The 22,308-nt window shown below is 64.1% G+C and carries 22 protein-coding genes; 9 read left to right on the top strand and 13 right to left on the bottom strand.

Features of this window, described 5'->3' with window-relative positions; genetic code table 11:
* Positions 1-9: 9 nt before the first annotated feature.
* Both LB555_RS11690 and LB555_RS11685 read right to left on the bottom strand, forming a co-directional pair.
* Positions 10-1,371 (bottom strand): sensor histidine kinase, encoded by a 1,362-nt coding sequence (locus tag LB555_RS11690; RefSeq protein WP_224682924.1) that lies wholly within the window; start codon positions 1,369-1,371, stop codon positions 10-12.
* Positions 1,372-1,381: 10 nt separating this feature from the next.
* On the bottom strand, positions 1,382-2,056 hold the full coding sequence (locus LB555_RS11685; RefSeq protein ID WP_015314137.1) for a response regulator transcription factor: 675 nt from the start codon (positions 2,054-2,056) through the stop codon (positions 1,382-1,384).
* 299 nt (positions 2,057-2,355) lie between these two features.
* Between LB555_RS11685 and LB555_RS11680 the strand changes: the two genes are divergently transcribed.
* The 3 genes from LB555_RS11680 to LB555_RS11670 all read left to right on the top strand — a co-directional run bounded on the left by LB555_RS11680 (position 2,356) and on the right by LB555_RS11670 (position 4,569).
* Positions 2,356-2,955, top strand: coding sequence for a class I SAM-dependent methyltransferase (locus tag LB555_RS11680; protein WP_015314136.1), 600 nt, complete (start codon positions 2,356-2,358; stop codon positions 2,953-2,955).
* Entirely contained in the window at positions 2,952-3,569 is a 618-nt protein-coding gene (locus LB555_RS11675; RefSeq protein WP_015314135.1) for a DedA family protein, read from the top strand. Before LB555_RS11680 ends, LB555_RS11675 begins: the two co-directional genes overlap by 4 nt.
* A gap of 94 nt (positions 3,570-3,663) precedes the next feature.
* A complete protein-coding gene (locus tag LB555_RS11670) occupies positions 3,664-4,569 on the top strand; it encodes a LysR substrate-binding domain-containing protein (RefSeq protein ID WP_015314134.1) in 906 nt (301 codons plus the stop codon).
* Here the strand turns inward: LB555_RS11670 and LB555_RS11665 are convergent.
* A complete protein-coding gene (locus LB555_RS11665) occupies positions 4,566-5,057 on the bottom strand; it encodes a helix-turn-helix domain-containing protein (protein ID WP_015314133.1) in 492 nt (163 codons plus the stop codon). The two genes, LB555_RS11670 and LB555_RS11665, sit on opposite strands and share 4 nt — an antisense overlap.
* A 76-nt stretch (positions 5,058-5,133) precedes the next feature.
* On the opposite strand from LB555_RS11665, the gene LB555_RS11660 reads away from it, so the two are divergent.
* The 6 genes from LB555_RS11660 (at position 5,134) to LB555_RS11635 (ending at position 11,886) form a co-directional block, all read left to right on the top strand.
* Positions 5,134-5,979 carry a class I SAM-dependent methyltransferase gene (locus tag LB555_RS11660; RefSeq protein ID WP_015314132.1) on the top strand — a complete coding sequence of 282 codons (846 nt, stop codon included), beginning with the start codon at positions 5,134-5,136 and terminating at the stop codon, positions 5,977-5,979.
* Positions 5,980-6,186: 207 nt separating this feature from the next.
* Entirely contained in the window at positions 6,187-7,341 is a 1,155-nt protein-coding gene (locus LB555_RS11655) for an ABC transporter substrate-binding protein (RefSeq protein ID WP_015314131.1), read from the top strand.
* Between the two features lie 245 nt (positions 7,342-7,586).
* The gene (locus tag LB555_RS11650; RefSeq protein WP_015314130.1) at positions 7,587-8,585 is read left to right on the top strand and encodes an ABC transporter ATP-binding protein; all 999 of its coding nucleotides are present in this window, start codon (positions 7,587-7,589) and stop codon (positions 8,583-8,585) included.
* Between the two features lie 14 nt (positions 8,586-8,599).
* On the top strand, positions 8,600-9,550 hold the full coding sequence (locus LB555_RS11645; RefSeq protein ID WP_174361977.1) for an ABC transporter permease: 951 nt from the start codon (positions 8,600-8,602) through the stop codon (positions 9,548-9,550).
* A complete protein-coding gene (locus LB555_RS11640; RefSeq protein WP_015314128.1) occupies positions 9,540-10,355 on the top strand; it encodes an ABC transporter permease in 816 nt (271 codons plus the stop codon). Before LB555_RS11645 ends, LB555_RS11640 begins: the two co-directional genes overlap by 11 nt.
* Before the next feature lie 103 nt (positions 10,356-10,458).
* Complete coding sequence (locus LB555_RS11635) at positions 10,459-11,886, top strand: gamma-aminobutyraldehyde dehydrogenase (RefSeq protein ID WP_015314127.1); 1,428 nt, start codon at positions 10,459-10,461, stop codon at positions 11,884-11,886.
* A 179-nt stretch (positions 11,887-12,065) separates the two neighbouring features.
* On the opposite strand, the gene LB555_RS11630 is transcribed toward LB555_RS11635, so the two are convergent.
* From LB555_RS11630 to LB555_RS11585, 10 genes are all read right to left on the bottom strand, one after another.
* Positions 12,066-12,380, bottom strand: a complete 315-nt coding sequence (locus LB555_RS11630) for a hypothetical protein (protein ID WP_015314126.1) — start codon at positions 12,378-12,380, stop codon at positions 12,066-12,068.
* A gap of 43 nt (positions 12,381-12,423) precedes the next feature.
* Positions 12,424-12,786, bottom strand: coding sequence for a nuclear transport factor 2 family protein (locus LB555_RS11625; RefSeq protein ID WP_015314125.1), 363 nt, complete (start codon positions 12,784-12,786; stop codon positions 12,424-12,426).
* A gap of 82 nt (positions 12,787-12,868) precedes the next feature.
* Entirely contained in the window at positions 12,869-13,348 is a 480-nt protein-coding gene (locus LB555_RS11620) for a carboxymuconolactone decarboxylase family protein (protein WP_015314124.1), read from the bottom strand.
* 108 nt (positions 13,349-13,456) lie between these two features.
* Positions 13,457-15,010: an alpha/beta fold hydrolase gene (locus tag LB555_RS11615; protein WP_041163239.1), complete on the bottom strand. Its 1,554-nt coding sequence runs from the start codon at positions 15,008-15,010 to the stop codon at positions 13,457-13,459.
* 110 nt (positions 15,011-15,120) lie between these two features.
* Positions 15,121-15,432, bottom strand: a complete 312-nt coding sequence (locus tag LB555_RS11610; RefSeq protein WP_015314122.1) for a formate dehydrogenase subunit delta — start codon at positions 15,430-15,432, stop codon at positions 15,121-15,123.
* Complete coding sequence (gene fdhD, locus LB555_RS11605) at positions 15,422-16,252, bottom strand: formate dehydrogenase accessory sulfurtransferase FdhD (RefSeq protein WP_015314121.1); 831 nt, start codon at positions 16,250-16,252, stop codon at positions 15,422-15,424. The genes LB555_RS11610 and fdhD overlap by 11 nt, the downstream gene beginning before the upstream one ends.
* A gap of 2 nt (positions 16,253-16,254) precedes the next feature.
* Positions 16,255-19,167: a formate dehydrogenase subunit alpha gene (gene fdhF / locus LB555_RS11600; protein WP_140614861.1), complete on the bottom strand. Its 2,913-nt coding sequence runs from the start codon at positions 19,165-19,167 to the stop codon at positions 16,255-16,257.
* Positions 19,168-19,177: 10 nt separating this feature from the next.
* Positions 19,178-20,734, bottom strand: coding sequence for a formate dehydrogenase beta subunit (locus LB555_RS11595; RefSeq protein WP_140786990.1), 1,557 nt, complete (start codon positions 20,732-20,734; stop codon positions 19,178-19,180).
* Positions 20,731-21,210 (bottom strand): formate dehydrogenase subunit gamma, encoded by a 480-nt coding sequence (locus tag LB555_RS11590; RefSeq protein ID WP_224682923.1) that lies wholly within the window; start codon positions 21,208-21,210, stop codon positions 20,731-20,733. The genes LB555_RS11595 and LB555_RS11590 overlap by 4 nt, the downstream gene beginning before the upstream one ends.
* A gap of 134 nt (positions 21,211-21,344) precedes the next feature.
* Positions 21,345-22,244, bottom strand: a complete 900-nt coding sequence (locus LB555_RS11585) for a LysR family transcriptional regulator (RefSeq protein WP_015314117.1) — start codon at positions 22,242-22,244, stop codon at positions 21,345-21,347.
* Between the last annotated feature and the right edge of the window lie 64 nt (positions 22,245-22,308).

Raw genomic sequence — 22,308 nt, 5'->3', positions numbered from 1 at the left:
GCGGCAAGGCTAAACGGGTAAAGCGCGAAAACTCATCCTGAAGCAGGCGCCGCTGGGCTTGCCATCGAGGATATCGATGCGGCCGCCATGGAGATACATGATTTCCTGCACGAGATTGAGGCCGAGGCCGGCGCCATGATCCTGCGGGCGCAGCCGATAGAAGGGCTCGAAGATGCGCTCCCGCTCGCCCGGCGGGACGCCGTCGCCTTCGTCCCGGACCTCGATGATGGCGGGCGTTGTGACGCCGACGGTGATCTTGCCAGCGCGGCCGCCATGCTCGATGGCGTTCTGGACGATGTTGGTCACCGCGCGCTCGATGGCGGTGCGGTCTCCGGTGGCGAACATCGTGTCCCGTTCCGGCTCGAACGACATTTCGTAACCGGCAGAAAACGCCATCGGCGCGAGGTCCACGATAACGCCGCGCGCGGTCGCCACGAGATCGACCGCTTCGAACGGCGACGTCTGCCGGTCGAGGCGCTGCAGGTCGAGCAACTGGTCGGTCAGCGTCGAAAGCCTGGCCGCGTCCTGCAGCAGCCGTGCCCGCTCCGGTGTCGCCGGCAGCGAGGCGAGGCGCGTGTTGAGGATGGCGACCGGTGTCCTGAGCTCATGGGCGGCGTCGGTGAGGAAGCGCTTGTGGCGCTCATAGCCCTTGTCCAGGCGCGCAAGGGCGGCATTCACGGCCTTGACCAGCGGCGTCACTTCCGCCGGCACGTCCTTGAGCGGCAGCTGCACGCCGCGCTGGTCGATGTCGATGCGCTCAGCCTCGGCCGCCGCATGGCCAAGGCCCGACAGAGCGCCACGCACCACCCATGGCGTCGCGAACAGCGTGGCCAGCGCCATCAGCCCGGCGAGCGGCAATATGCCCTGCAGGAAGAATTGCGGCGCCTGGCCGAGCAGACGCAGCAGCGAAAGCCCGCCCTTGGTGCCGCTGAAAATCTGGACGTTGCCGGCCATCGTGTCGGTCCAGCGGATCTTTCCCTCCGGCGGCGCGGCTTGTCCGATTGCATGGCCGATACGGGCGTCGCTGATCGTGTCCAGCAGTCCGCTGAAAGGCTGGAAGATGGGCGGCACGGTCCCCTCCTGCAGCCTTTGCCCCTGCTTGTCTCGAATGATGAACCAGAGGTCGGGAACACCCGACCGCAGCTTCGTCAGGTCCGAGGTCTCGCGCAGAACCAACTTGCCGCCGGCATCGCGTGTCACCGCATCCGCCAGCACGTCCATCGTGCCGTCCTCGTAATCGTGCGGGATAAGGCCGGTGGCCAGCATGGCGCCGAGAATGCCGACGATGATCAGGGTCAGCATGGCGCATTGCAGCAAGGCGATGCGCAGCACCAAGCTCCATTTCAGCGAATGCGGGCGCTTGAGGCTCATCGCTTGGCGCTCATGTCGTCTCGCGCAGGAGATAGCCGACGCCGCGAATGCCGTTGATCGTCACCCCGGCATTGGCATCGGCGAGCTTGCGGCGCAGGCGCGAGACATGCGTGTCGAGCGCGTTGGACTGGATCTCGTCGTCGAGACCGAACACCGCCTCCATCAGCGCCTCGCGCTGCACCATGCGGCCGGTGCGGCGCATCAGAGCCTCCAGCACAAGGAGTTCGCGGCGCGGCAGGCTGAGCGGTTCGGCACGGATCGACGCTTCGCGATGTCCGACGTCGAGCACCAGATCGCCGGCCCGGATGAACTGCGACTGCAGCGGCGCCGGGCGCCTGAGCAGCGCGCGCAACCGGGCAAGCAGTTCCTCGAACGCGAATGGCTTTGCCAGATAATCGTCCGCGCCCATGTCCAGCCCATTGACCTTGTCCGACGTGTCGCCTCTCGCCGTCAGCACCAGCACGGGCGTGGTGTTCCTGGCCGAACGCAGTCTCGGCACCAGCGACAGCCCGTCGCCATCCGGCAACTGGCGGTCGAGCAGGATGGCGTCATAGCTGTCGACGGCAACGAACCCCTCCGCCTCCAGCAATGTGCCGGCGTGATCGACCACCATGTCGTGGCGCTTCAGCGCGGCCCGCAGGGCCGAGACCATCTCGGGTTCGTCTTCGACCAGCAAGATACGCATCGACAATCCCTCAGAACACCGCGTCGGGCGCTACCGCGCCAACATTGCGTGAACATGGCAAAGCCGAAGGACTGCGGTCGACAGGCACTTTCTTGCCTCAGCGAAATTGCGCAATGTCTATGCAACCCAATCGCGGCAAACAACGCCGGGTCGGCACGAATCGCTCGCGCCGACGTGACGGCGTCAGGCCCGAATATGCAACAGGTCGGGCCTGACGCTCGAAACCAAATGGCGCTGAAACGAAACCACGTGGGCACACCAAACTGGTTGGCGTGATGTTGTCCGGGATCGAGGTTACCATGCCCGCAAATGATGCTCTGTCTTTTCTCATGGCGTGGACCGTCGCGCCGTTCAGGGTCGGCTCCGTCACGCCGTCCAGCTCCAGCCTGGCGGCATTGATGACCCGTGACATTGGACCCGAGACTGGCCCCGTGCTGGAACTCGGTCCGGGAACCGGGCCGTTCACGAGGGCGCTGCTGTCGCGCGGGGTGAAGGAGGAAGATTTGACGCTGATCGAATCCGATCCGGATTTCGCCGCACTGCTCATGCGTCGTTTTCCTGCTGCCCGGATTTTCGAAATGGACGCCGTCGGTCTGCGCCATCTCTCGCTCTTCCACCGGCCTGCGATTGGCGCCGCCGTCAGCGGCTTGCCTTTCCGGCTGATTTCGCCGCGCAGGACATTTGCCATTCTCGAAGGTGTTTTCGCCAACCTTCGCCCCGGCGGAGCGCTCTACCAGTTCACGCTCGGACGGCGCTGCCCATTCGACCAGTCGCTGCTCGACAGGCTCGATCTCGGGGTTACGCGGGTTGGCCACACCTTTCGCAACTTCCCGCCGGCGACGGTCTATCGCATCGCCAGGCTCAAGACGTCAGGAACCTACGACTGGCGCTTCGCATGACGGGACCATTGTCGGCCATTCTCGGCTTCGGCCTGTTCGGCGTCTTCTGCCTCGCCTTTACCGAGAAGATTCTGCCGATCCCGCCCTCGCATGTGCTGCTGCTGTTCCTCGGCATGACGGCGGCGCCTGACGATGGGACGCTGGCAATTCTGCTTGGCGTGACCACGCTGGCCTCAACGACAGGCTGTCTCGTCTGGTACACTGTCGGCCGCCGGATCGGAATCGATCGCGCCGACAGGCTGGTCGAGCGGTTCGGCAGATATGTCTTCTTGCGCCCCGAGACCTACCGCAAGCTTGGCCAAGCCTATCGCCGCAACCATGTCAGGGTTTCCCTGCTGGCGCAGTTCATTCCGACGGTGCGCAACTATTTGCCGATCGCGGCCGGCGCGCTCTGCCTGCCAGCCTTACCTTTCGTGGTCGCGACGGTAGCCGGAGCCACGCTCTGGAATGCCGGATTTCTGCTTACAGGCTATGCGCTGCATGGCAGCGGCCAGAGCCCGCTCGCCGTCGGCTTTCGCATCATCGCTATTGTCCTGGCGCTGGAAACGGCATTCATGCTTGCCTTGCGCTACGGCCCGGCATGCTGGCGGCGCATCCGGCCGATGCTCGGCTGAGCCACGGCCAGACATTCAGCCATGGGACATCCAGCCATGGGATAAGCGTCGCCATCGGCTTTTCTTCGCGGTTGCGGCGGTGTTTAGTCCGGCCATGGCCTTCACCATCCGGCAGTTGCAGTTCTTCATCGCCGTCGCCGAGCAAGGCACGGTATCGCGCGCGGCGCAAAACCTCTCCATCTCGCAGTCGTCGGTCACCGAGGCGATCAAGGAACTTGAAAGCGATCTTGGCGTCGAACTGTTCGAGCGCCATCCGCGCGGCCTCAACATCACCCACAAGGGTCACCAGTTCCTGCGCCACGCGACAAAGATTCTCGCCGATGTGTCCGACGCCCGCCGTTCTTTTTCCGGCGAGCAGGCCGTGGCGGGCGGGCGGCTGCAACTGGGCGTCACCTCACTGGTCGCCGGCTATGTGCTGTCGGACCTGCTTTCACGCTACCGCCGCGCCTATCCCGGCGTCGAGGTCTCGGCCATCGAGGACAATGGCGACTACCTCGAACATCTCCTGATCGGCGGCAAGCTGGACATTGCCGTCATGGTCACCTCCAATTTGCGCGACCGCACCGCACTGCAATCGGAAATCCTCGAAGTCTCGGCTTACCGGCTGTGGCTGCCGCTCGGCCATCCCCTGGCTGGCGCCGACATTATCGGCATCGGCGATATCGCCTCCGAACCGCTGATCATGCTGACCGTTGACGAGATCGAGGAAAACACCGGCAAGCTGCTGACGGCGATCGGCGCCAGGCCGCATGTCGCCTTCCGCACCCGTTCCGTGGAGGCCGTTCGCAGCCTCGTCGCCACCGGGGCCGGCGTGGCGCTGCTGCCTGACCTCGTCTACCGACCCTGGTCGCTGGAGGGCGACCGCATCGAATCGCGCGACATTTCCGGTTCCTTGCCGGTGGTGCAGGTTGGCATGGTCTGGCGGCGGGGATCTGGCTTGGCCGCCGCGGCGCGCGATTTTGTGGGTCTTGCCCAGTCGCAGCGGACGGTGCGCCGCTAGTGTGGTCTGCTCCCGGCGACGCCGCCAGTCTTGCGCTTGCGCTTTGTGGCGGGAACCGGCTCCGCTTTGAAAGGCCCGAGCGGAGCAACCTCGAAGCGGCCGGCGCCGGCAAGCCTGACGGCGCGGCGAAACGTCGGACACTCCATCGGCCGAGCGGCGGGGCATCGGGCGGCGTGACGCAGAGCCTCCCGGATCGCGGTCAGGCGCTGGATGGTGTGGTCCAGTTCGTTGGCCTTCGCATCCAGGCGCGCCCGATCCATTTTCGGCAGGCCGTCGGGCGTCAGCATCGCGGAAATCTCGTCCAGTGCGAATCCGCCCGCGCGTCCAAGCCCAATCAAGGCGAGCCGTTCCAGGACAGCCGGATCGAACAAGCGGCGCAGGCCGCGACGGCCGATCGAAGCAATTAGGCCCTTCTCCTCGTAGTAACGAAGTGTCGATGCGGGTACGCCGGTGCGGCGCGACACTTCGGCAATGTCCATATCTTTCATGCTTGACCTCAAGTCGGCTTGAACTCGTAAAGTGATGGCGACGATTGGTGAGAGCAACAGAAAAGTGAGGTCCGTTATGTCGCGATCCGCACAGCCAAACACACGGCAAGCCGCGCTCTGGAACGACGCCAGCGGAAAGGCCTGGGTCGAAATGCAGCCGATCCTTGACGAGATTCTGGCGCCGTTCGAGCGGCTGGTAGTCGATGCCGGCTATCCCCGGGAAGGGGGCAACGTCCTGGACATCGGCTGCGGCGCCGGCGCGACAACTCTGGCGATGGCGCGCCGCGTCGGCAACAACGGACGTTGTGTTGGGCTGGACATTTCGCAGCCGCTTGTCGCTCTGGCGACAGAACGCACGCAGGCGGAAGAGGTGGCAAACGCAAGTTTTGAAGTGGGCGATGCCCAGACGTATGCGTTCGAATCAGGTCGCTTCGACGCTGTTGTCTCGCGCTTTGGTATCATGTTCTTCGATGATCCCGTGGCCGCGCTCTCCAACATAAGACAGGCAGCGAGGCGCGGTGGCAAACTCGCCTTTGTTGCCTGGCGCAGTCCGGCGGAGAATGATTTCATGACGACCGCCGCGCGAGCGGCTGCGCCTTTCCTGCCGACCGCACCCGCGCCAGACCCCGATGCGCCGGGGCAGTTTGCCTTTGCCGACGGCGCCAAGGTGAAGCGGATACTTGAAGCGAGCGGCTGGTCGTCAATCGACGTCAGACAGGCGAACTTACCATGTAAGATCGCCGAAGGGGATCTGATGATGTATGCCACCCGGCTAGGGCCGCTCGCCGCCGCGCTGCGCGAGGCCGACCAGGCGACGGCCGAAAAAATTATCACGGTGTTGCCTGCTGCCTTCGCCCCTTTCGTAAAGGATGGTCAGGCTCGTTTCAACGCCGCCTGCTGGCTGGTGACGGCGCTGGCCTGAGGGAGTATATCGGAAAAACCGATATCGGCCTTCTGATAAATGAATTTGCGAAACCGGGATTTTCAAAGCACCTTCCGTTGGAAGGACCAAAGCTGCCATCAGAGTGGCGTCAAGTCCAACGGACGAGCTGACAAGTTTTTCAGTCCGCGCGTGATCTGGCGACAACCGGAGCGGTTTCAGGATCACGTGCCAAAATGGGAGATCGATATGCATTCATTCCTGAAGTCGTGCACTGCCTTGACGGTCGCGCTGACCTTCTCCGGTCAGGCCATCGCCCAGGTGAAGGAACTCGGCAAGGGCGAAGGTCAGGTCAACATCGTCGCCTGGCCGGGCTACATCGAGCGCGGCGAGACCGACAAGGGCTATGACTGGGTGAGCGCCTTCGAGAAGGAGAGCGGTTGCAAGGTCAACGTCAAGACCGCCAACACCTCGGATGAAATGGTCTCGCTGATGAACGAGGGCGGCTTCGACCTCGTCACAGCTTCGGGCGATGCCTCGCTGCGGCTCGTCGCCGGCAAGCGCGTGCAGCCGATCAACACCGATCTCATCCCGAGTTGGAAGACGGTGGACGACCGGCTGAAGGACGCGCCCTGGTTCACCGTCGACAAGGTGCATTACGGCGTCCCCTATCAGTGGGGTCCCAACATCCTGATGTACAACACCGAAGTCTTCAAGGAAGCACCGAAGAGCTGGAACGTCGTCTTCGAGGAGATGAAGCTGCCGGATGGCAAGTCCAACAAAGGCCGCGTCCAGGCCTATGACGGACCGATCCATATAGCGGATGCCGCCAATTATTTGATGTTCCACAAGCCGGAACTCGGCATCAAGGATCCCTACGAATTGAACGAGGACCAGTACAAGGCGGCGCTCGAATTGCTGCGCGTCCAGCGCACGCTGGTTGGCCGCTACTGGCACGACGCCGCCATCCAGGTCGACGATTTCCAGAACGAAGGCGTCGTTGCATCAGGCTCGTGGCCGTACCAGGTCAACACGCTGGTCGCCGCCAAGAAGCCGGTCGCCTCGACCGTGCCGGAAGAAGGTGTCACCGGCTGGGCCGACACCACCATGATGGAGGCCGACGCGGCACACCCGAACTGCGCCTATATGTGGCTCGAGCATTCGCTGGCGCCGAAGGTGCAGGGCGATGTCTCCGCCTGGTTCGGCTCGCTGCCGGTCGTGCCGGCCGCCTGCAAGGGCAACGAGCTGCTCGGCGAGGAAGGCTGCAAGACCAACGGCTACGACAATTTCGACAAGATCAAGTTCTGGAAGACGCCGGTTTCCAAATGCGCCACCCAGAACGACCAGTGCGTGCCCTATTATCGCTGGGTATCGGACTATATCGGCGTCATCGGCGGACGGTAATCGCGCTTTGCTGAGAGCTTGGCGCTGCCCCTCATTGTCCTGCCGGACATTTCTCCCCGTATAGAGGCGGGGAGAAAGACGCTGTTATCAATGGTTTCGCCAACTACCAACGTTGCAGAATAAGCGCCAATATCGCGACCAGCTTCCTTCTCCTCGTCACTATACGGGGAGAAGGTGCCGGCAGGCGAACGAGGGGCGGCGCGATCGCCTGAAAATTTGATGAGCCTGAAAGATCAGGACACCCCATGACATCAGCCGTTTCCTTTCAAAAAGCCTCGCGCCATTTCGGCAGCGTTCGCGCTGTCGACGCTGTCGATCTCGACATCGCGCCCGGCGAATTCTTCGCCATGCTCGGGCCGTCCGGTTCGGGCAAGACCACGTGCCTGCGTCTCATCGCCGGCTTCGAGCAGCCGACGGCGGGTTCGATCTCGATCTTCGGCGAGCGGGCCGAGGGCGTGCCGCCCTACCGCCGCAACGTCAATACCGTGTTCCAGGACTACGCGCTGTTCCCGCATCTCAACGTGCTCGACAACGTCGCCTACGGGCTGATGGTCAAGCGTGTCGGCAAGGCGGAGCGGCACAAGGCGGCGGAAGAAGCGCTCTCGCTGGTGCGGCTGCCTGGCTATGGCGCGCGCCGGCCCGGCCAGCTTTCCGGGGGCCAGCGCCAGCGTGTCGCGCTCGCCCGTGCCCTGGTCAACCAGCCCAAGGTGCTGCTGCTCGACGAGCCGCTCGGCGCGCTCGACCTCAAGCTGCGCGAAAACATGCAGGAAGAGCTGAAATCGCTGCAGAAGGCGCTCGGCATCACCTTCGTCTTCGTCACTCACGATCAGGGCGAGGCGCTGTCGATGGCCGATCGCGTCGCCGTCTTCAACGATGGCAGGATCATGCAGATCGGCACGCCCGAGGATATTTATCAGCGGCCGAGCACGCGTTTCGTCGCCGATTTCGTCGGCTCCTCCAACGTGCTGCCGCCGGATTTCGTCCAGCGTTATTCCGGCCAGCACCGCTGGGGCAGCCTGCGCCCTGAATCCATTCGTGTCGGCCGCGCGGCGAGCGGCGAAGGCGTCGCCGCGCGCCTCGTCTCGACCAACTATCTCGGCGCCACGACAAGGCTGGCGCTCGATGCCGACGGGTTGAAACTGCACGCCGTGGTGCCTGCGGGAACGCCCCTGCCGGCGGAAGGTGAGGCGGTCATGCTCACCTTCAACCGCGAGCATCTGCACCTGATGGACGAGCCGGTATGAGCCTCGACGCTACCATGCCGCGTGCCACGGCGCCCGCCATCCTGCCCGGCAGCGGCGGCATGCGCGGTGCGCTCTCCGACCTCTTCTGGCGCCGGCCAAAAGTCCTGCTGCTGCTGATGCTGCTGCCGCCAGTGCTGTGGCTCGGCATCGTCTATATCGGCTCGTTGTTCGCGCTGCTGGCCCAGAGTTTTTTCTCGATCGACGAGTTCTCGGGCCTGATCAATCGCCAATTCACGCTGAAGACCTATGGCGACCTGCTCCAGGCCGCCAATCTCGACATCATCCTGCGTACGGTGACGATGGCCGCACTGGTCACGCTTGCCTCCGCCATAATCGCTTTCCCGATCGCCTACTATGCGGCGCGCTATGCGCGCGGCCGCTGGAAGGCGCTGTTCTATCTCGGGGTCATGCTGCCGCTGTGGTCGAGCTACCTGGTCAAGATCTATGCCTGGAAGCTGATCCTGGCCAAGGAAGGCATCCTCACCTGGCTGCTCGCCAAGCTCAACCTGTTGTGGCTGCTCGACGCCTGGCTGTCGCTGCCGGTGGTCGGCGGCAATTCGCTGTCGGTGTCGTTCACCGGCACTTTCATCGTGTTCGTGTATGTCTGGCTGCCGTTCATGATCCTCCCCGTTCAGGCAGCCCTGGAGCGGGTGCCTGGCAATCTGGTCGAGGCCTCGTCCGATCTCGGTGCTTCGCCGGGGCAGACATTCCGCAACGTCTTATTCCCGCTGGCGCTGCCCGGCATCGTCGCCGGTTCGATCTTCACCTTTTCGCTGACATTGGGCGACTACATCATCCCGCAGATCATCGGCACCTCGCGCCTCTTCATCGGCCAGGCCGTCTACTCGCAGCAAGGCACCGCCGGCAACATACCGCTCGCCGCCGCCTTCACCGTGGTGCCCATCGTCATCATGGGCTTCTATCTCTGGGGCGCCAAGCGAATGGGGGCTTTCGATGCGCTCTGACCGTGGTCAATCCGCTCCCCTCGGCCTGAAGATCGCCGCCGCCTGCGGGTTGCTGTTCCTGCATCTGCCGATCCTGCTGATCTTCGTCTATGCTTTCACGACGGAAGAGAAGAGCTTCGTCTGGCCGCCGCCCGGGCTGACCACGCAATGGTTCGCCGTCACCTGGAACCGGCCCGATGTCTGGGAAGCGCTGTCGCTGTCGGTGCGCGTCGCCGCCATCTCGACCGCGATCGCGCTGCTGCTCGGCACGCTCTGCGCCGCCGCGGTGTCACGGACGAAATTCTTCGGCCGCGAGACCATCTCGCTGCTGGTCATCCTGCCCATCGCGCTGCCCGGGATCATCACCGGCATCGCGCTGCGCTCGGCCTTTTCGCTGGCCGAAATCCCGTTCTCGTTCTGGACGATCGTGCTCGGCCACGCCACTTTCTGCGTGGTCGTCGTCTACAACAACGCGGTCGCCCGTTTCCGCCGCACCTCCGGTTCGATGATCGAGGCCTCGATGGATCTCGGCGCCGATGGCTTCCAGACCTTTCGCCATGTCGTGCTGCCCAACATCGCCACCGCACTGCTCGCAGGCGGCATGCTGGCCTTCGCCCTCTCGTTCGATGAGGTCATCGTCACCACCTTCACCGCCGGCCAGCAGCAGACCGTGCCGATCTGGATGCTGGAGGAACTGATCCGCCCGCGCCAGCGCCCGGTCACCAATGTCGTGGCCATGGTGGTTGTGCTGGTGACGCTGCTGCCGATCCTGGTTGCCTATTACTTGACCCGCGACGGCGACCAGATCGCCGGTTCGGGCAAATGAAAGTAGTGAGTAGTGAGTAGTGAGTAGTGAGTAGATTTGGTCCGCTCTTTAACTACTCACTACTCACTAATTACCCCATTCGCTTCTGCCCAAGGAGACACCAATGGACACCCAGATGCTGATCGGCTCGAAATTCGAGAAGGGCACCGAGACCGAGGAGCCGATCCTCAATCCGAAGACCGGGGCGACCATCCTCAATCTGCCCGAGGCCAGCCAGGCACAGATCGAGGCGGCGGTGAGCGCCGCCGAAAAGGCGTTCGCCTTGTGGTCGCGCACCACGCCGGCACAGCGCTCCGGCTACCTCCTGAAGATCGCCGACCGCATCGAGACCGAGGCGCAGGAGTTCGCGACGCTGGAGGCGTTGAATTGCGGCAAGCCGATCAATGCGGTGCTCAATGACGAAATCCCGGCCATCGTCGACTGCTACCGCTTCTTCGCCGGGGCGGTGCGCTCTATGCCAGGTGTGGTCGCGGGCGAATACCTGCCCGGCCACACTTCGATGGTCCGGCGCGACCCGATCGGCATCGTCGCCTCGATCGCGCCCTGGAACTATCCGCTGATGATGATGGCCTGGAAGCTGGCGCCGGCAATCGCCGGCGGCAACACGGTGGTTTTCAAGCCGTCGGAGCAGACGCCGTTGACGGCGCTGAAGCTGGCGACGATCCTGGCCGATGTCCTGCCCGAGGGCGTCGTCAATGTCGTGCTTGGCCGCGGCGACAGCGTCGGCAACACGCTGATCAACCACCCCAAGGTCAACATGATCTCGATCACCGGCGACGTCGCCACAGGCAAGAAGGTGCTGCAGGCCGCCGCCAAATCGGTCAAGCGCACGCATCTGGAACTCGGCGGCAAAGCGCCGGTCATCGTTTTCGACGACGCCGACCTTGGCGCCGTCGTCAAAGGCCTGCGCGCCTTCGGCTACTACAATGCCGGCCAGGACTGCACCGCCGCCTGCCGCATCTATGCCGGCAAGAAGATCTACGACAAGCTTGTCGCCGATCTCTCCACCGCCGTCTCGACCATCAAATACAATCTATCAGACGACGCCGAGAACGAAATCGGGCCGCTGATCTCGCGGCGCCAGCGCGACCGCGTCTCGAGCTTCGTGGAACGTGCTTCGGAGCTGAAGCACATCGAGATCACCACCGGCGGCAAGCCGGGCGAGGGCACCGGCTTCTACTACCAGCCGACCGTCGTCGCCGGCGCGCTGCAGGAGGATGAGATCGTGCGCCGCGAAGTGTTCGGCCCCGTTGTCTCGATAACCCGTTTCACGGAAGTGGACGAAGCGGTGAACTGGGCCAACGACAGCGATTACGGCCTGGCGTCATCCGTGTGGACCAAGGACGTCTCGCGCGCCATGGCGACCGCCGCGCGGCTGCAATATGGCTGCACCTGGATCAACACCCATTTCATGCTGACCAACGAGATGCCGCATGGCGGCCTGAAACAATCCGGCTACGGCAAGGACATGTCGCTCTATGCGCTGGAGGATTATACCGCCGTGCGCCATGTGATGGTTGCGCATGGGTGAGGAGCGGTCGCCGCTGGCGATCAATCGACAACGATTTGTCGATCGAAGCGACGAACGCCCGGAGCCATAGCGAAGGGCCGGGCGCCGGATGAGGGGCAGCGCAAGCTTCTACGATGCCGGCGCTGCCCCTCATCTGCCTGCGGCATCTCCTCCCGTGAACGGGAGAAGAACTCCAGCCGCTACTCCACGATGCGATAGATGTTCCACAGGCTGGTGCCCGACACGACATAGGGCTCCATCTCCTTGCCCCATTTGGCGTGCGCGTCGATCTTGCCGATCTTGGCGAACATCGCCTCCAACTGGGCCAGGCTTTCGACCTGGTGATGCGACTCGACCGTCGCTTCACGGGCGCCGATCGATCCGGTCATGATCTGGAATTTGAGCTCGGTGAGGCCGACCTGCGAGCCGATCTCGCGTTCCCATTTCCGCATCAGCTCGAGCACCGTCTGCTTGTGCCCGAACTTGGCATCGATCTGCCATCTGGCGCTGAACATGTTGGTTCTCCTCCATCACTTGCGGCTCAGGCCGCGGGTTGATCTACTCGTCCCAGGCCTGCACGACGGTTTGGCGCGCGATCAGGCCGTTCTTCAGCTCCAGCATTGCCGCGCAGAACACCTTGGTGCCGTCCGGGTAGGCGCATGCCTGGGTGAATGCCAGGCTGTCGCCGTGGGCGATGGTGGTGTCGACCTTGTGGGTCATCGCTCGGCTGCAGATGTCGTCCCAGAACGTCGTGATCGCCGCGCGCCCGCGGATTTCGCGCGGCTTGCTCGGCGGATTGTTGCGGTCGATCACCCGCACCAGCGCATCATCGGCATAGAAGCTCGACAGCATCTTGCCGTCACGGCCTTCGATCGCTTTCTTGATCGCCGCGCCATCCACGGCTTGGGTCTTGGTCAGCATTTTATCCTCCCTATGCCCGTCTTCAAGATCGGGCGTTTGGCGTTTGAGGTGTCGCCCGGCGCTCGCCGACGGGCGGTGTCTTTCACTGTGACTTGGCCTTAACTGCCGCAAACACGCCGTCGGTCTGCTTCTTGAAGGTGGCCAGATCGACCTGGCTGCCGTTGAGGATCGTCGACCAGTGGCGCACGATCGCGGCCATCGCGATCGTCTCCTTGATCTCTTCGTCCGATGCGCCGTTGAGCTTGGCCGCCTCGGTGTGGAAATAGATGCAATACTGGCACGGGATCTGCGACGCGACCGCCAGCCCCATCAGCTCCTTGGTCTTGCCGTCGAGCGCGGTCTTGGGATTGAGCTGGACGCCCTTGATCTCGGCCCAGGCGCCGGCGATGGCGACGTCAGGCAGTGTCTTGAACATATCCGGCACCGAGCCGAGCGTCGCCTCGATGTCCTTGTAGGCTGCCGCCGCCGACGCATCCTCGGCTTTCGCCGGGGTGATCGTGAACAGCGCGCCAATGCCCGCCGCGATCACGAGTGACCTGACATTCAGTTTTGACTTGGGCATTTCATCCTCCGTTCGCAGCGCCTTTCCGGCGATATCCGCCTTGGCCTGCATGGGGGATTGATAGCGCCTATGGCAGTGTGCCTGCTTCGCCCGAAAGCGCCATGGCTCTCATGGCCCGTCCGGGCCAGTCTGCCTGGCGGAAAATGCCGCCGCGGCCGCTCGCGACGGCAGGTCGAGCTTCAGCAGTATGTTGGCGACGTGGCGCTTGACCGTGTGCTCGCTCAGCCTGAGTTCGGCGGCGATCGCCGCATTGCTCTTGCCGTCGGCGATCAAATTCACGACTTCGCTCTCGCGCGCGGTCAGGCAAGCCGGTTCGGCCGCTTTGGTCTTGGGCCGGCAGGCCGGCTCCAGGTGCTGTTCGGACATCGCAAGCACAAACGCCAGCGGCTCGTCCAGCTCGTCGATGCCCACACGCCCGCGATCGACGAAATGAAGACCCGAGCCGACGGCCAGATCGGCGACCAGCCTCGACGCCAATATCTCGCCGCGCCCGGCGTGAGCGGCGAGTTGCATCGTCACGCGGCCCGTCAATCCTGCAGGAGGGCCACGCGACTCGATCTCGCCGACATGCGCCCCTTGCGCGCTTGCCACCCCGATTTGCTGCGCCGCGTCCCGCAACGCCGCCGCGCAACGCAAGGCACGCCCAGGGCCGTCGAAGCGCGAAATCATCATCTCGGAGTGCATGTCCGCGCAGCGCCCGCCATGGCGCGTCACAAGGGTCCGCCATGTCTCATGGAAATGCTGGCTGCGTTCGCTCCACATCCGGTCTCCGAGGCGGGCCGTGTCGTAGATCCGAGTCACGAGAAGCGCAGCCAGAACGCGTTCGGCTTCCACCACGGCGCGCTCGCCGGTCAGGAACTCCTCGATCAGGTCGGCGACCCGGTCGACATCACCGGTCCAGATCGGGTGGTCGCGTCCAGGGATTTCGACCAGCCGCGCGTTGGGGATCTTCCTGGCCAGAAAGCGGCTGGCGTCGAGGTCGACCCGCACATCGTTGCGGCGATGGATCAGCAGCGTCGGCGCGCCGATTGCCGCCAGGATGCCGCGCACATCGATCCCCGCGTTCATCCGCGCCAGCGTCGCCGCCGCGGTAGGGCTTGCCGACAGCCGCTCGAAGCGCGCCCACCAGGTTGAAAAGCGGGTATCGTCGACCCTGCCCGGTGCGAAATTGGGCAAGGTGGCGCCTGTGCCCCAGGCCGTCTCGGCCGTCGCGATGAAGGCTTCCAGACGCTCCGGCGGCATCACCCATTTGTGGAAATGCGCATAGCCGCCATAGAGCGCCAGGGCCCGCGTCCGCTCCGGATAGGTGGCGGCGAACAGCATCGCCAGCGGCGCGCCTTCCGATGCCCCAAGGATCGCCGAGCGGCCGCTGCCGACCGCATCCATCACCGCGCGCACATCATCCATGCGGGTCTCGAGGCTGGGCAGGTGATGGACATCGACGCGGTCGGAAAGACCCGTGCCGCGCTTGTCGAACAGGATCAGCCGCGAGAAGGCCGAAAGCCGCCTCAGGAGCCTGGTATAGCCCTCGTCTTCCCAGTGCAGGTCGAGGTTGGAGATGAAGCCGGGGACGAAGACGAGGTCGAACGACCCCTGGCCGACCACCTGATAGGCGATCCGCACCTCGCCGCTAAGGGCGTATCGGGTCTCGATCGGCCTCACGAGGGTGTCCGCCCGGCCTGACGATTTCTGATCGCCAACCATAGCAGAGCCGCGCCGGTTGCGGCAGCTTATATTTTAGCGGAAATGAATGTAGCCGGCGGCCGACGCGGTTACTTTTGCGACGCGGCGACGTCGCCAGGCGAGGCCGCGAGGCCGAGCTTGAGATCGGCCTCCGCCGGCGTGATCGGCCGTTTGATCCTGGCCGAAGCGACCACGACCAGTTCGTCGAAGCCTTCACCGCCGCTGTCCAGCATCTCGAAGAACTGGCGCCGCATTCTCGGCTCCCAGAACTTGTTGATATGCTCGGCGACGCCGGCAACGCCTTCCTCGCGTGGCCTGGAGTGGAAAAAGGCGGCGATCTGGTTGGCCATGCGCACCAGCTTTTCCCCCGTGCTCATGATGTGCTCTTCGTCATGCGACATGCTGGGCAACTCCCGAAATCACCCGGTCGGGGTGGGTAAAAACATCGAAATCGTCGCCACGCACCAGCGCCACCAGCGTCATGCCGGCCTCTTCCGCGGTGCGGATGGCAAGGGCCGTCGGCGCCGAGACGGCGATGATGAAGGCTGAACCGATCGCCGCCGTCTTCTGCACCATTTCGACCGAAACACGGCTGGTCACCACGACGGCGCCCGATGCGCCATCGATATTGGCCTTGGCCAGCGCGCCGGCTAGCTTGTCCAGCGCATTGTGGCGGCCGACATCCTCGCGCGCCATGACGACGCCCTTGCCAGGGACGTAGAAGCCGGCTGCATGCACGGCGCCTGTCTCGGTATGCAGCGGCTGTACCTTCGACAGCAGCTTGACCGAGCGGGTGATATCGTCGGCCTCAAGCGTAAGTTTCGACGCACCCACCGGATCGACCGAGCGCATCGCTTCCTCGATCGATTCGATGCCGCACAGCCCGCAGCCCACCGGTCCGGCAAGCCGCCGCCGCCGCGCCTCGAAGCGCGTATTGGCCTGGTCCTTCAGCCGGATCTGGATGTCGATGCCGGCGCCATGATCCTCGACCTCGATGGCTTCGATCTCATCAGGCGCAGCGATGATGCCTTCGGTGAGCGAGAAGCCGAGCGCGAAGTCCTCGAAATCGGCGGGGCTCGCCATCATCACCGCATGCGTGGTGCCGGCGAAGGAGAACGCCACCGGCGTCTCTTCCGGCACCATGCGGTTGGCCGCAGCCGTGCCGCTGGCGCGGTGCGCCAGTCGCGATATCTGCGTCGTCGCTTTGCGGCGCGCGGCCAAGACTACTCCGCCGCCTGCAGCGGTGCGATGCGACGGCTCTGCTTGGCCTGCTCGTCATAGTCGCGTTGCCATTCCGACGGGCCGTTGGAAGCGCCGACCTGCACCGCGGTCACCTTGTATTCGGGACAGTTGGTCGCCCAGTCGGAGAAGTCGGTGGTAATGACGTTGGCCTGCGTGTCGGGATGGTGGAAGGTGGTGTAGACCACGCCCGGCGATACCCGGTCGGTGATCAGCGCGCGCAGCGTCGTCTCGCCCGAACGGCTGGTCAGCCGGACCCAGTCGCCATCGCGCAAGCCGCGGTTTTCTGCGTCGTGCGGATGGATTTCCAGCCTGTCCTCGGAGTGCCACATGACATTTTCGGTGCGCCGCGTCTGCGCGCCGACATTGTACTGCGACAGGATACGGCCGGTGGTCAGCAGCAGCGGGAAGCGCGGTCCGGTTCTTTCGTCCGTCGCCACATATTCGGTGCGGATGAACTTGCCCTTGCCGCGCACGAAGCCGTCGACATGCATGATCGGCGTGCCAAGCGGCGCCTTGTCGTTGCAGGGCCATTGCACGGAGCCGACCCGGTCGAGCAGGTCGAAGGAGACGTTGGCGAAGCTTGGCGTCGTCTTGGCGATCTCGTCCATGATTTCGGACGGATGGGTATAGTTCCAGTCGAGGCCGATCGCACGGGCGAGTTCCTGCGTCGCCTCCCAATCGGCGTAGCGCGCCTTCGGTTCCAGCACCTTGCGCACCATATTGATGCGGCGTTCGGCATTGGTGAACGTGCCGTCCTTCTCGAGGAAGGTCGAGCCCGGCAGGAAGACATGCGCGTAGTTCGCCGTCTCGTTGAGGAAGAGGTCGTGCACCACCACGCATTCCATCGCGGCCAAGCCGGCGGCGACATGCTTGGTGTCGGGATCGGACTGCAGGATGTCCTCGCCCTGGATGTAGATGCCCTTGAACGAGCCGTCGACGGCGGCATCCAGCATGTTGGGAATGCGCAGGCCGGGTTCGTCGTCGAGCTTCACGCCCCAGAGGCTTTCGTAGATGTCGCGCACCGCGTCACCCGAAATGTGCCGGTAGCCCGGCAGTTCATGCGGGAACGAGCCCATGTCGCAGGAGCCCTGCACATTGTTCTGGCCGCGCAGCGGATTCACGCCGACGCCAGGCCGGCCGATATTGCCGGTGGCCATTGCGAGGTTGGCGATCGCCATCACCGTGGTCGAGCCCTGGCTGTGCTCGGTGACGCCGAGGCCGTAATAGATCGCGCCATTGCCGCCCTTGGCGTAGAGACGGGCGGCACCGCGGATCAACTCCGGATCGACGCCGGACAGCTTGCCGACGATTTCGGGGCTGTTTTCCGGCAGGGCGACGAAGGACGCCCAGTCCTGGAACTCAGCCCAGTCGCAGCGCTCGCGGATGAAGGCTTCGTCGAAAAGGCCCTCGGTGACGATGACGTGCGCCAGCGAGGTCAGCACGGCGACATTGGTGCCGGGCTTCAGCGGCAAATGGTAGTCGGCTTCGACGTGGGCCGACTTGACCATTTCGGTGCGGCGCGGATCGAGCACGATCAGCTTGGCGCCCTGGCGCAGCCGCTTCTTCAGCCGCGAGGCGAACACCGGGTGCGCGGAAGCCGGATTGGCGCCGATGATGACGGCGACGTCGGTGAATTCGACGGAATCGAAGTCCTGCGTGCCGGCCGAGGTGCCGTAGGTCTGGCCGAGCCCATAGCCGGTCGGCGAATGGCAGACGCGTGCGCAGGTGTCGACATTGTTGTTGCGGAAGCCCTGCCGAACCAGCTTCTGGACGAGATAGGTCTCCTCATTCGTGCAGCGCGAGGAGGTGATGCCGCCGATCGCGGTGCGTCCGTACTGGTACTGGATGCGGCGGAATTCCTTGGCCGTATGGGCGATCGCCTCTTCCCAGCTCACTTCGCGCCAGGGATCACTGACCTTTTCGCGGATCATCGGCGACAGGATGCGGTCCTTGTGGGTGGCATAACCGTAAGCGAAGCGGCCCTTCACGCAGGAATGGCCGTGGTTGGCCATGCCCTCCTTGTAGGGCATCATGCGGATGACCTCGTCGCCCTTCACTTCGGCCTTGAACGAGCAGCCGACGCCGCAATAGGCGCAGGTGGTGACGGCCGAGCGCTCCGGCAGGCCCTTTTCGAGCACGGTCTTCTCGCGCAGCGCATCGGTCGGGCAGGCCTGCACGCAGGCGCCGCAGGACACGCATTCGGAGGCAATGAAGTCCTCGTGCATGCCGGCGACCATGCGCGATTCGAAGCCGCGGCCCTCGATGGTCAGCGCGAAAGTGCCTTGCACCTCCTCGCAGGCGCGCACGCAGCGCGAGCAGACGATGCACTGCGCCGGATCATAGGTGAAATAGGGGTTGGACTCATCACGGGCGATGTAGTCGACCGCGAGCGAGCCATGGCCCGGCGCGACGCCATTTTCTTCCTTGACGTGGTTGCGGCCCTCAACGCCGTAGCGATTTTCGGTCAGGCCGACGGACTTCGCCACCACATCGAACTCGCTGGCGCCAGTTCCGGCCTTCTCGTGCCAGCCGGTCGGATGGTCGGAGACGTAGAGTTCCATGACGCCCCGGCGGATGGCGTCGAGCCTGTCCGACTGCGTGCGCACCACCATGCCTTCGCCGACAGGCGTCGTGCAGGAAGCCGGCGTACCGCCGCGCCCGTCGATTTCGACGAGGCAGACGCGGCAGGAACCGAAGGAGTCCAGCATGTCGGTGGCGCAGAGCTTGGGGATCTCCACCCCGCCTTCCATCGCCGCACGCATGATCGACGTGCCTTCAGGCACGCTGATGCTGCGGCCATCGACGGTGAGCGTGACCTGTTTTTGCGCCTTCGACTCCGGAGTTCCGTAGTCAATCTCTTCGATCAGCGTTGGGAAGTCGGCCTTGATGTTCATCTGCCAGCTCCTATTCAGCAGCCACGCGCGCTGGCGCGGGCTTGAAATCCTCGGGGAAATGCGTGATCGAGCTCATCACCGGGTAGGGCGTGAAGCCGCCCAGCGCGCAGAGCGAACCGAACTTCATCGTGTTGCAGAGGTCGGTGACCAGAGCGAGGTTCTTTTCCGGCTCGATACCGGCGGCGAGCCTGTCGATGGTTTCCACGCCCCGCGTCGAGCCGATGCGGCAAGGCGTGCACTTGCCGCAGCTTTCGATGGCGCAGAACTCCATGGCGAAGCGTGCCTGCTTCAGCATGTCGGCGGTATCGTCGAAAACCGTGATGCCGGCGTGGCCGATCAGCCCATCGCGCTTGGCGAATTCCTCGTAGTCGAACGGCGTGTCGAACAGTGCGCGCGGGAAGTAGGCGCCGAGCGGTCCGCCGACCTGCACCGCCTTCACTGGGCGCCCGGTGGACGTGCCGCCGCCGATCTCGTCGACGATCTCGCCCAGCGTCAGGCCGAAAGCGGTTTCGAACAGGCCGCCTTGCTTGACGTTGCCGGCGATCTGGATCGGGATCGTGCCGCGCGAGCGGCCCATGCCAAAATCCTTGTAGAAGGCGGCGCCCTTGTCCATGATGATGGGTACGGAAGCCAGCGAAATGACGTTGTTGATCACCGTCGGCTTGCCGAACAAACCCTGTATCGCGGGCAGCGGCGGCTTGGCGCGCACCACGCCGCGCTTGCCTTCCAGGCTGTTCAAGAGCGAGGTTTCCTCGCCGCAGACATAGGCGCCGGCACCGACGCGGATTTCCATGTCGAAGGCGTTAGGCGAACCCAGCACATTGACGCCGAGCACACCGGCCTTGCGGGCGATCTCGACGGCCTTGTTCATGACAGCCACCGCGTGCGGATATTCCGAGCGGATATAGACGAAACCCTTGGTCGCGCCGGTGGCGATGCCGGCGATGGTCATGCCTTCGATGAGCACGAAGGGGTCGCCCTCCATGATCATGCGATCGGCGAAGGTGGCGCTGTCGCCTTCATCGGCGTTGCAGACGATGTATTTGCGCTCCGATGTCGTATCGAGCACCGTCTTCCATTTGATGCCGGTCGGGAAGCCTGCGCCGCCGCGGCCGCGCAGGCCGGAGTCGGTGACCTGCTTGACGACGTCGGCGGGCGTCATGGCCACCGCGTTCCGCAGGCCGCTCAGTCCGCCGAGCGATTTGTAGGCATCGAGCGACAGCGGGTCGTTGATGCCACAACGTGCAAACGTCAAGCGAGTTTGTTTGGCCAGGAACGGAATCTTGTCCGGTGCGCCGAGCCAGCGCTTGTGATGGCCGCCGGTGAGAAAACCGCTGTCGAACAGGCTCTTCACGTCCGACGGTTTCACCGGCCCGTAGGCGACACGGCCATTGGCCGTCGCCACTTCGACCATCGGTTCGAGGAAATAGGCGCCGCGCGAGCCGTTGCGCACAATCTTGGCCTCGATGCCGCGCTCCGCGAGTTCCTTGGCGACGGCCTTCGCGACCTTTTCCGCGCCCAGCGCCAGTGCGCCGGAATCGCCGGGAATATAGATACGGGGGGTCATGAGCGCACCTCGGCGACGATCTCGTCGATCCTGTCGTCATCCAACCGACCGATCACCTCGCCATCCAGCATCGCAGATGGCGAGCAGGCGCACAGCCCGAGGCAATAGACCGGTTCCAGCGTAACCGATCCGTCACGCGTGGTCTCATGGAAGTCGATGCCGAGCAACTGCTTGACCTTGGCGGCGACCGCGTCCGAACCCATCGACTGGCAGGCTTCCGCCTGGCAGAGCTTGAGCACGTGCCGCCCGGCCGGGCGCGCGCGGAAATCATGATAGAAAGTCACGACACCATGCACCTCGGCCCTGGACAGGTTCAGGCCGTCGGCAATGACGGGGACGGCATCCTGCGGGACGTGGCCGAATTCTTCCTGGATGCCGTGGAGGATCGGCAGCAGCGGACCTTCGAGGTCCTTCAACTCCTGGATAATCGCCGCCGTGCGCGATGCGATCTCGGTACTTGCAGGCTGCATCGTCATGCAGCGCCCTCCCTGGTCGATAGCTTTTATCGCTAAGTCTTTACAAAATCAGAGGAAACCCGCGAAATCAATAAAGCTGTTTCGTTGCTCGATAGAAATCTTCTATCGACGAGCTGCGCTCAGCATTGTCTAGCCTAGCGGTGGGCGCGGAAATCGTCTGCCAGCGCCATCGCCTCGTCCAGCAGCGCCTGCACCAGCGGCGTGTGCGGCTCGCGCGGCGCGGCGACCAGCCCGACTGTGTGGCTGGCATCGGGCTCGACGATCGGAATGGCCCGGATCGGTTCGGAAAAACCGAATGTTTCCGCAAGGTTGAGTGGCATGATCGATGACCATTTGCCGGTCCGGATGTGCGAGAACAGCACGATCATCGAATTCGATTCCAGCGTCGGCCGCACCTGCACGCCGGCTTCCGCCAGGTGCTGGTCGATGATGCGGCGGTTCTGCATGTCCGGCGTCAGAAGGCACAGCGGCAACTGGCTGATCTCGGACCATGTCACTTTGTCGCGGTCGGAATAGGGATTGCCGATTGCGGTGATCAATTGGTAGCGCTCGTCATAGAGGGGCACGCTGGTCACCCGTCCCAGCGGTTCGTTGTCGAGATAGGTGATGCCCGCATCGACATCGAAATTGCCAAGCAGCGACAGCACTTCGATCGAGGTCCGCGACAGCACCGAAAAGGTGACGCCTGGGTGCTTGTCTCGAAAGGGCGTCGTCAATCTCGCGACCATCGCCAATGCCGTCGGGATTGCTGCAATCCGGATGCGGCCGGAAAGGCCATACCGGGCGGCGCGCATCTCCTCGCGCATGGTCCTGGAGTCGCCGACGATGCGGCGCGCCCAGACCAACACTTGCTTGCCCTCCGGGGTCAGCCCCTGGAACCGCGACCCGCGATTGACCAACATGACGCCGAGCTGGCCCTCGAGCTGCTTGATGCCGGCCGACAAGGTCGGCTGCGTGACCCCGCACGCCTCGGCCGCCCGGCCGAAGTGCTCTTCCTTGGCCAGCGCGATGAAGAATTCCAGCTTGTCGATCATTGGGGGAAGCTATCCGGCGCGGTGGCGTCGCGCCAGATGGTGTCGCGCTCAATCCTCCAATGCA

The organism is Mesorhizobium sp. BR-1-1-10, assembly GCF_020165595.1.
Lineage (GTDB): Bacteria > Pseudomonadota > Alphaproteobacteria > Rhizobiales > Rhizobiaceae > Mesorhizobium > Mesorhizobium australicum.
This window is presented reverse-complemented; position numbering and strand designations above follow the sequence as displayed.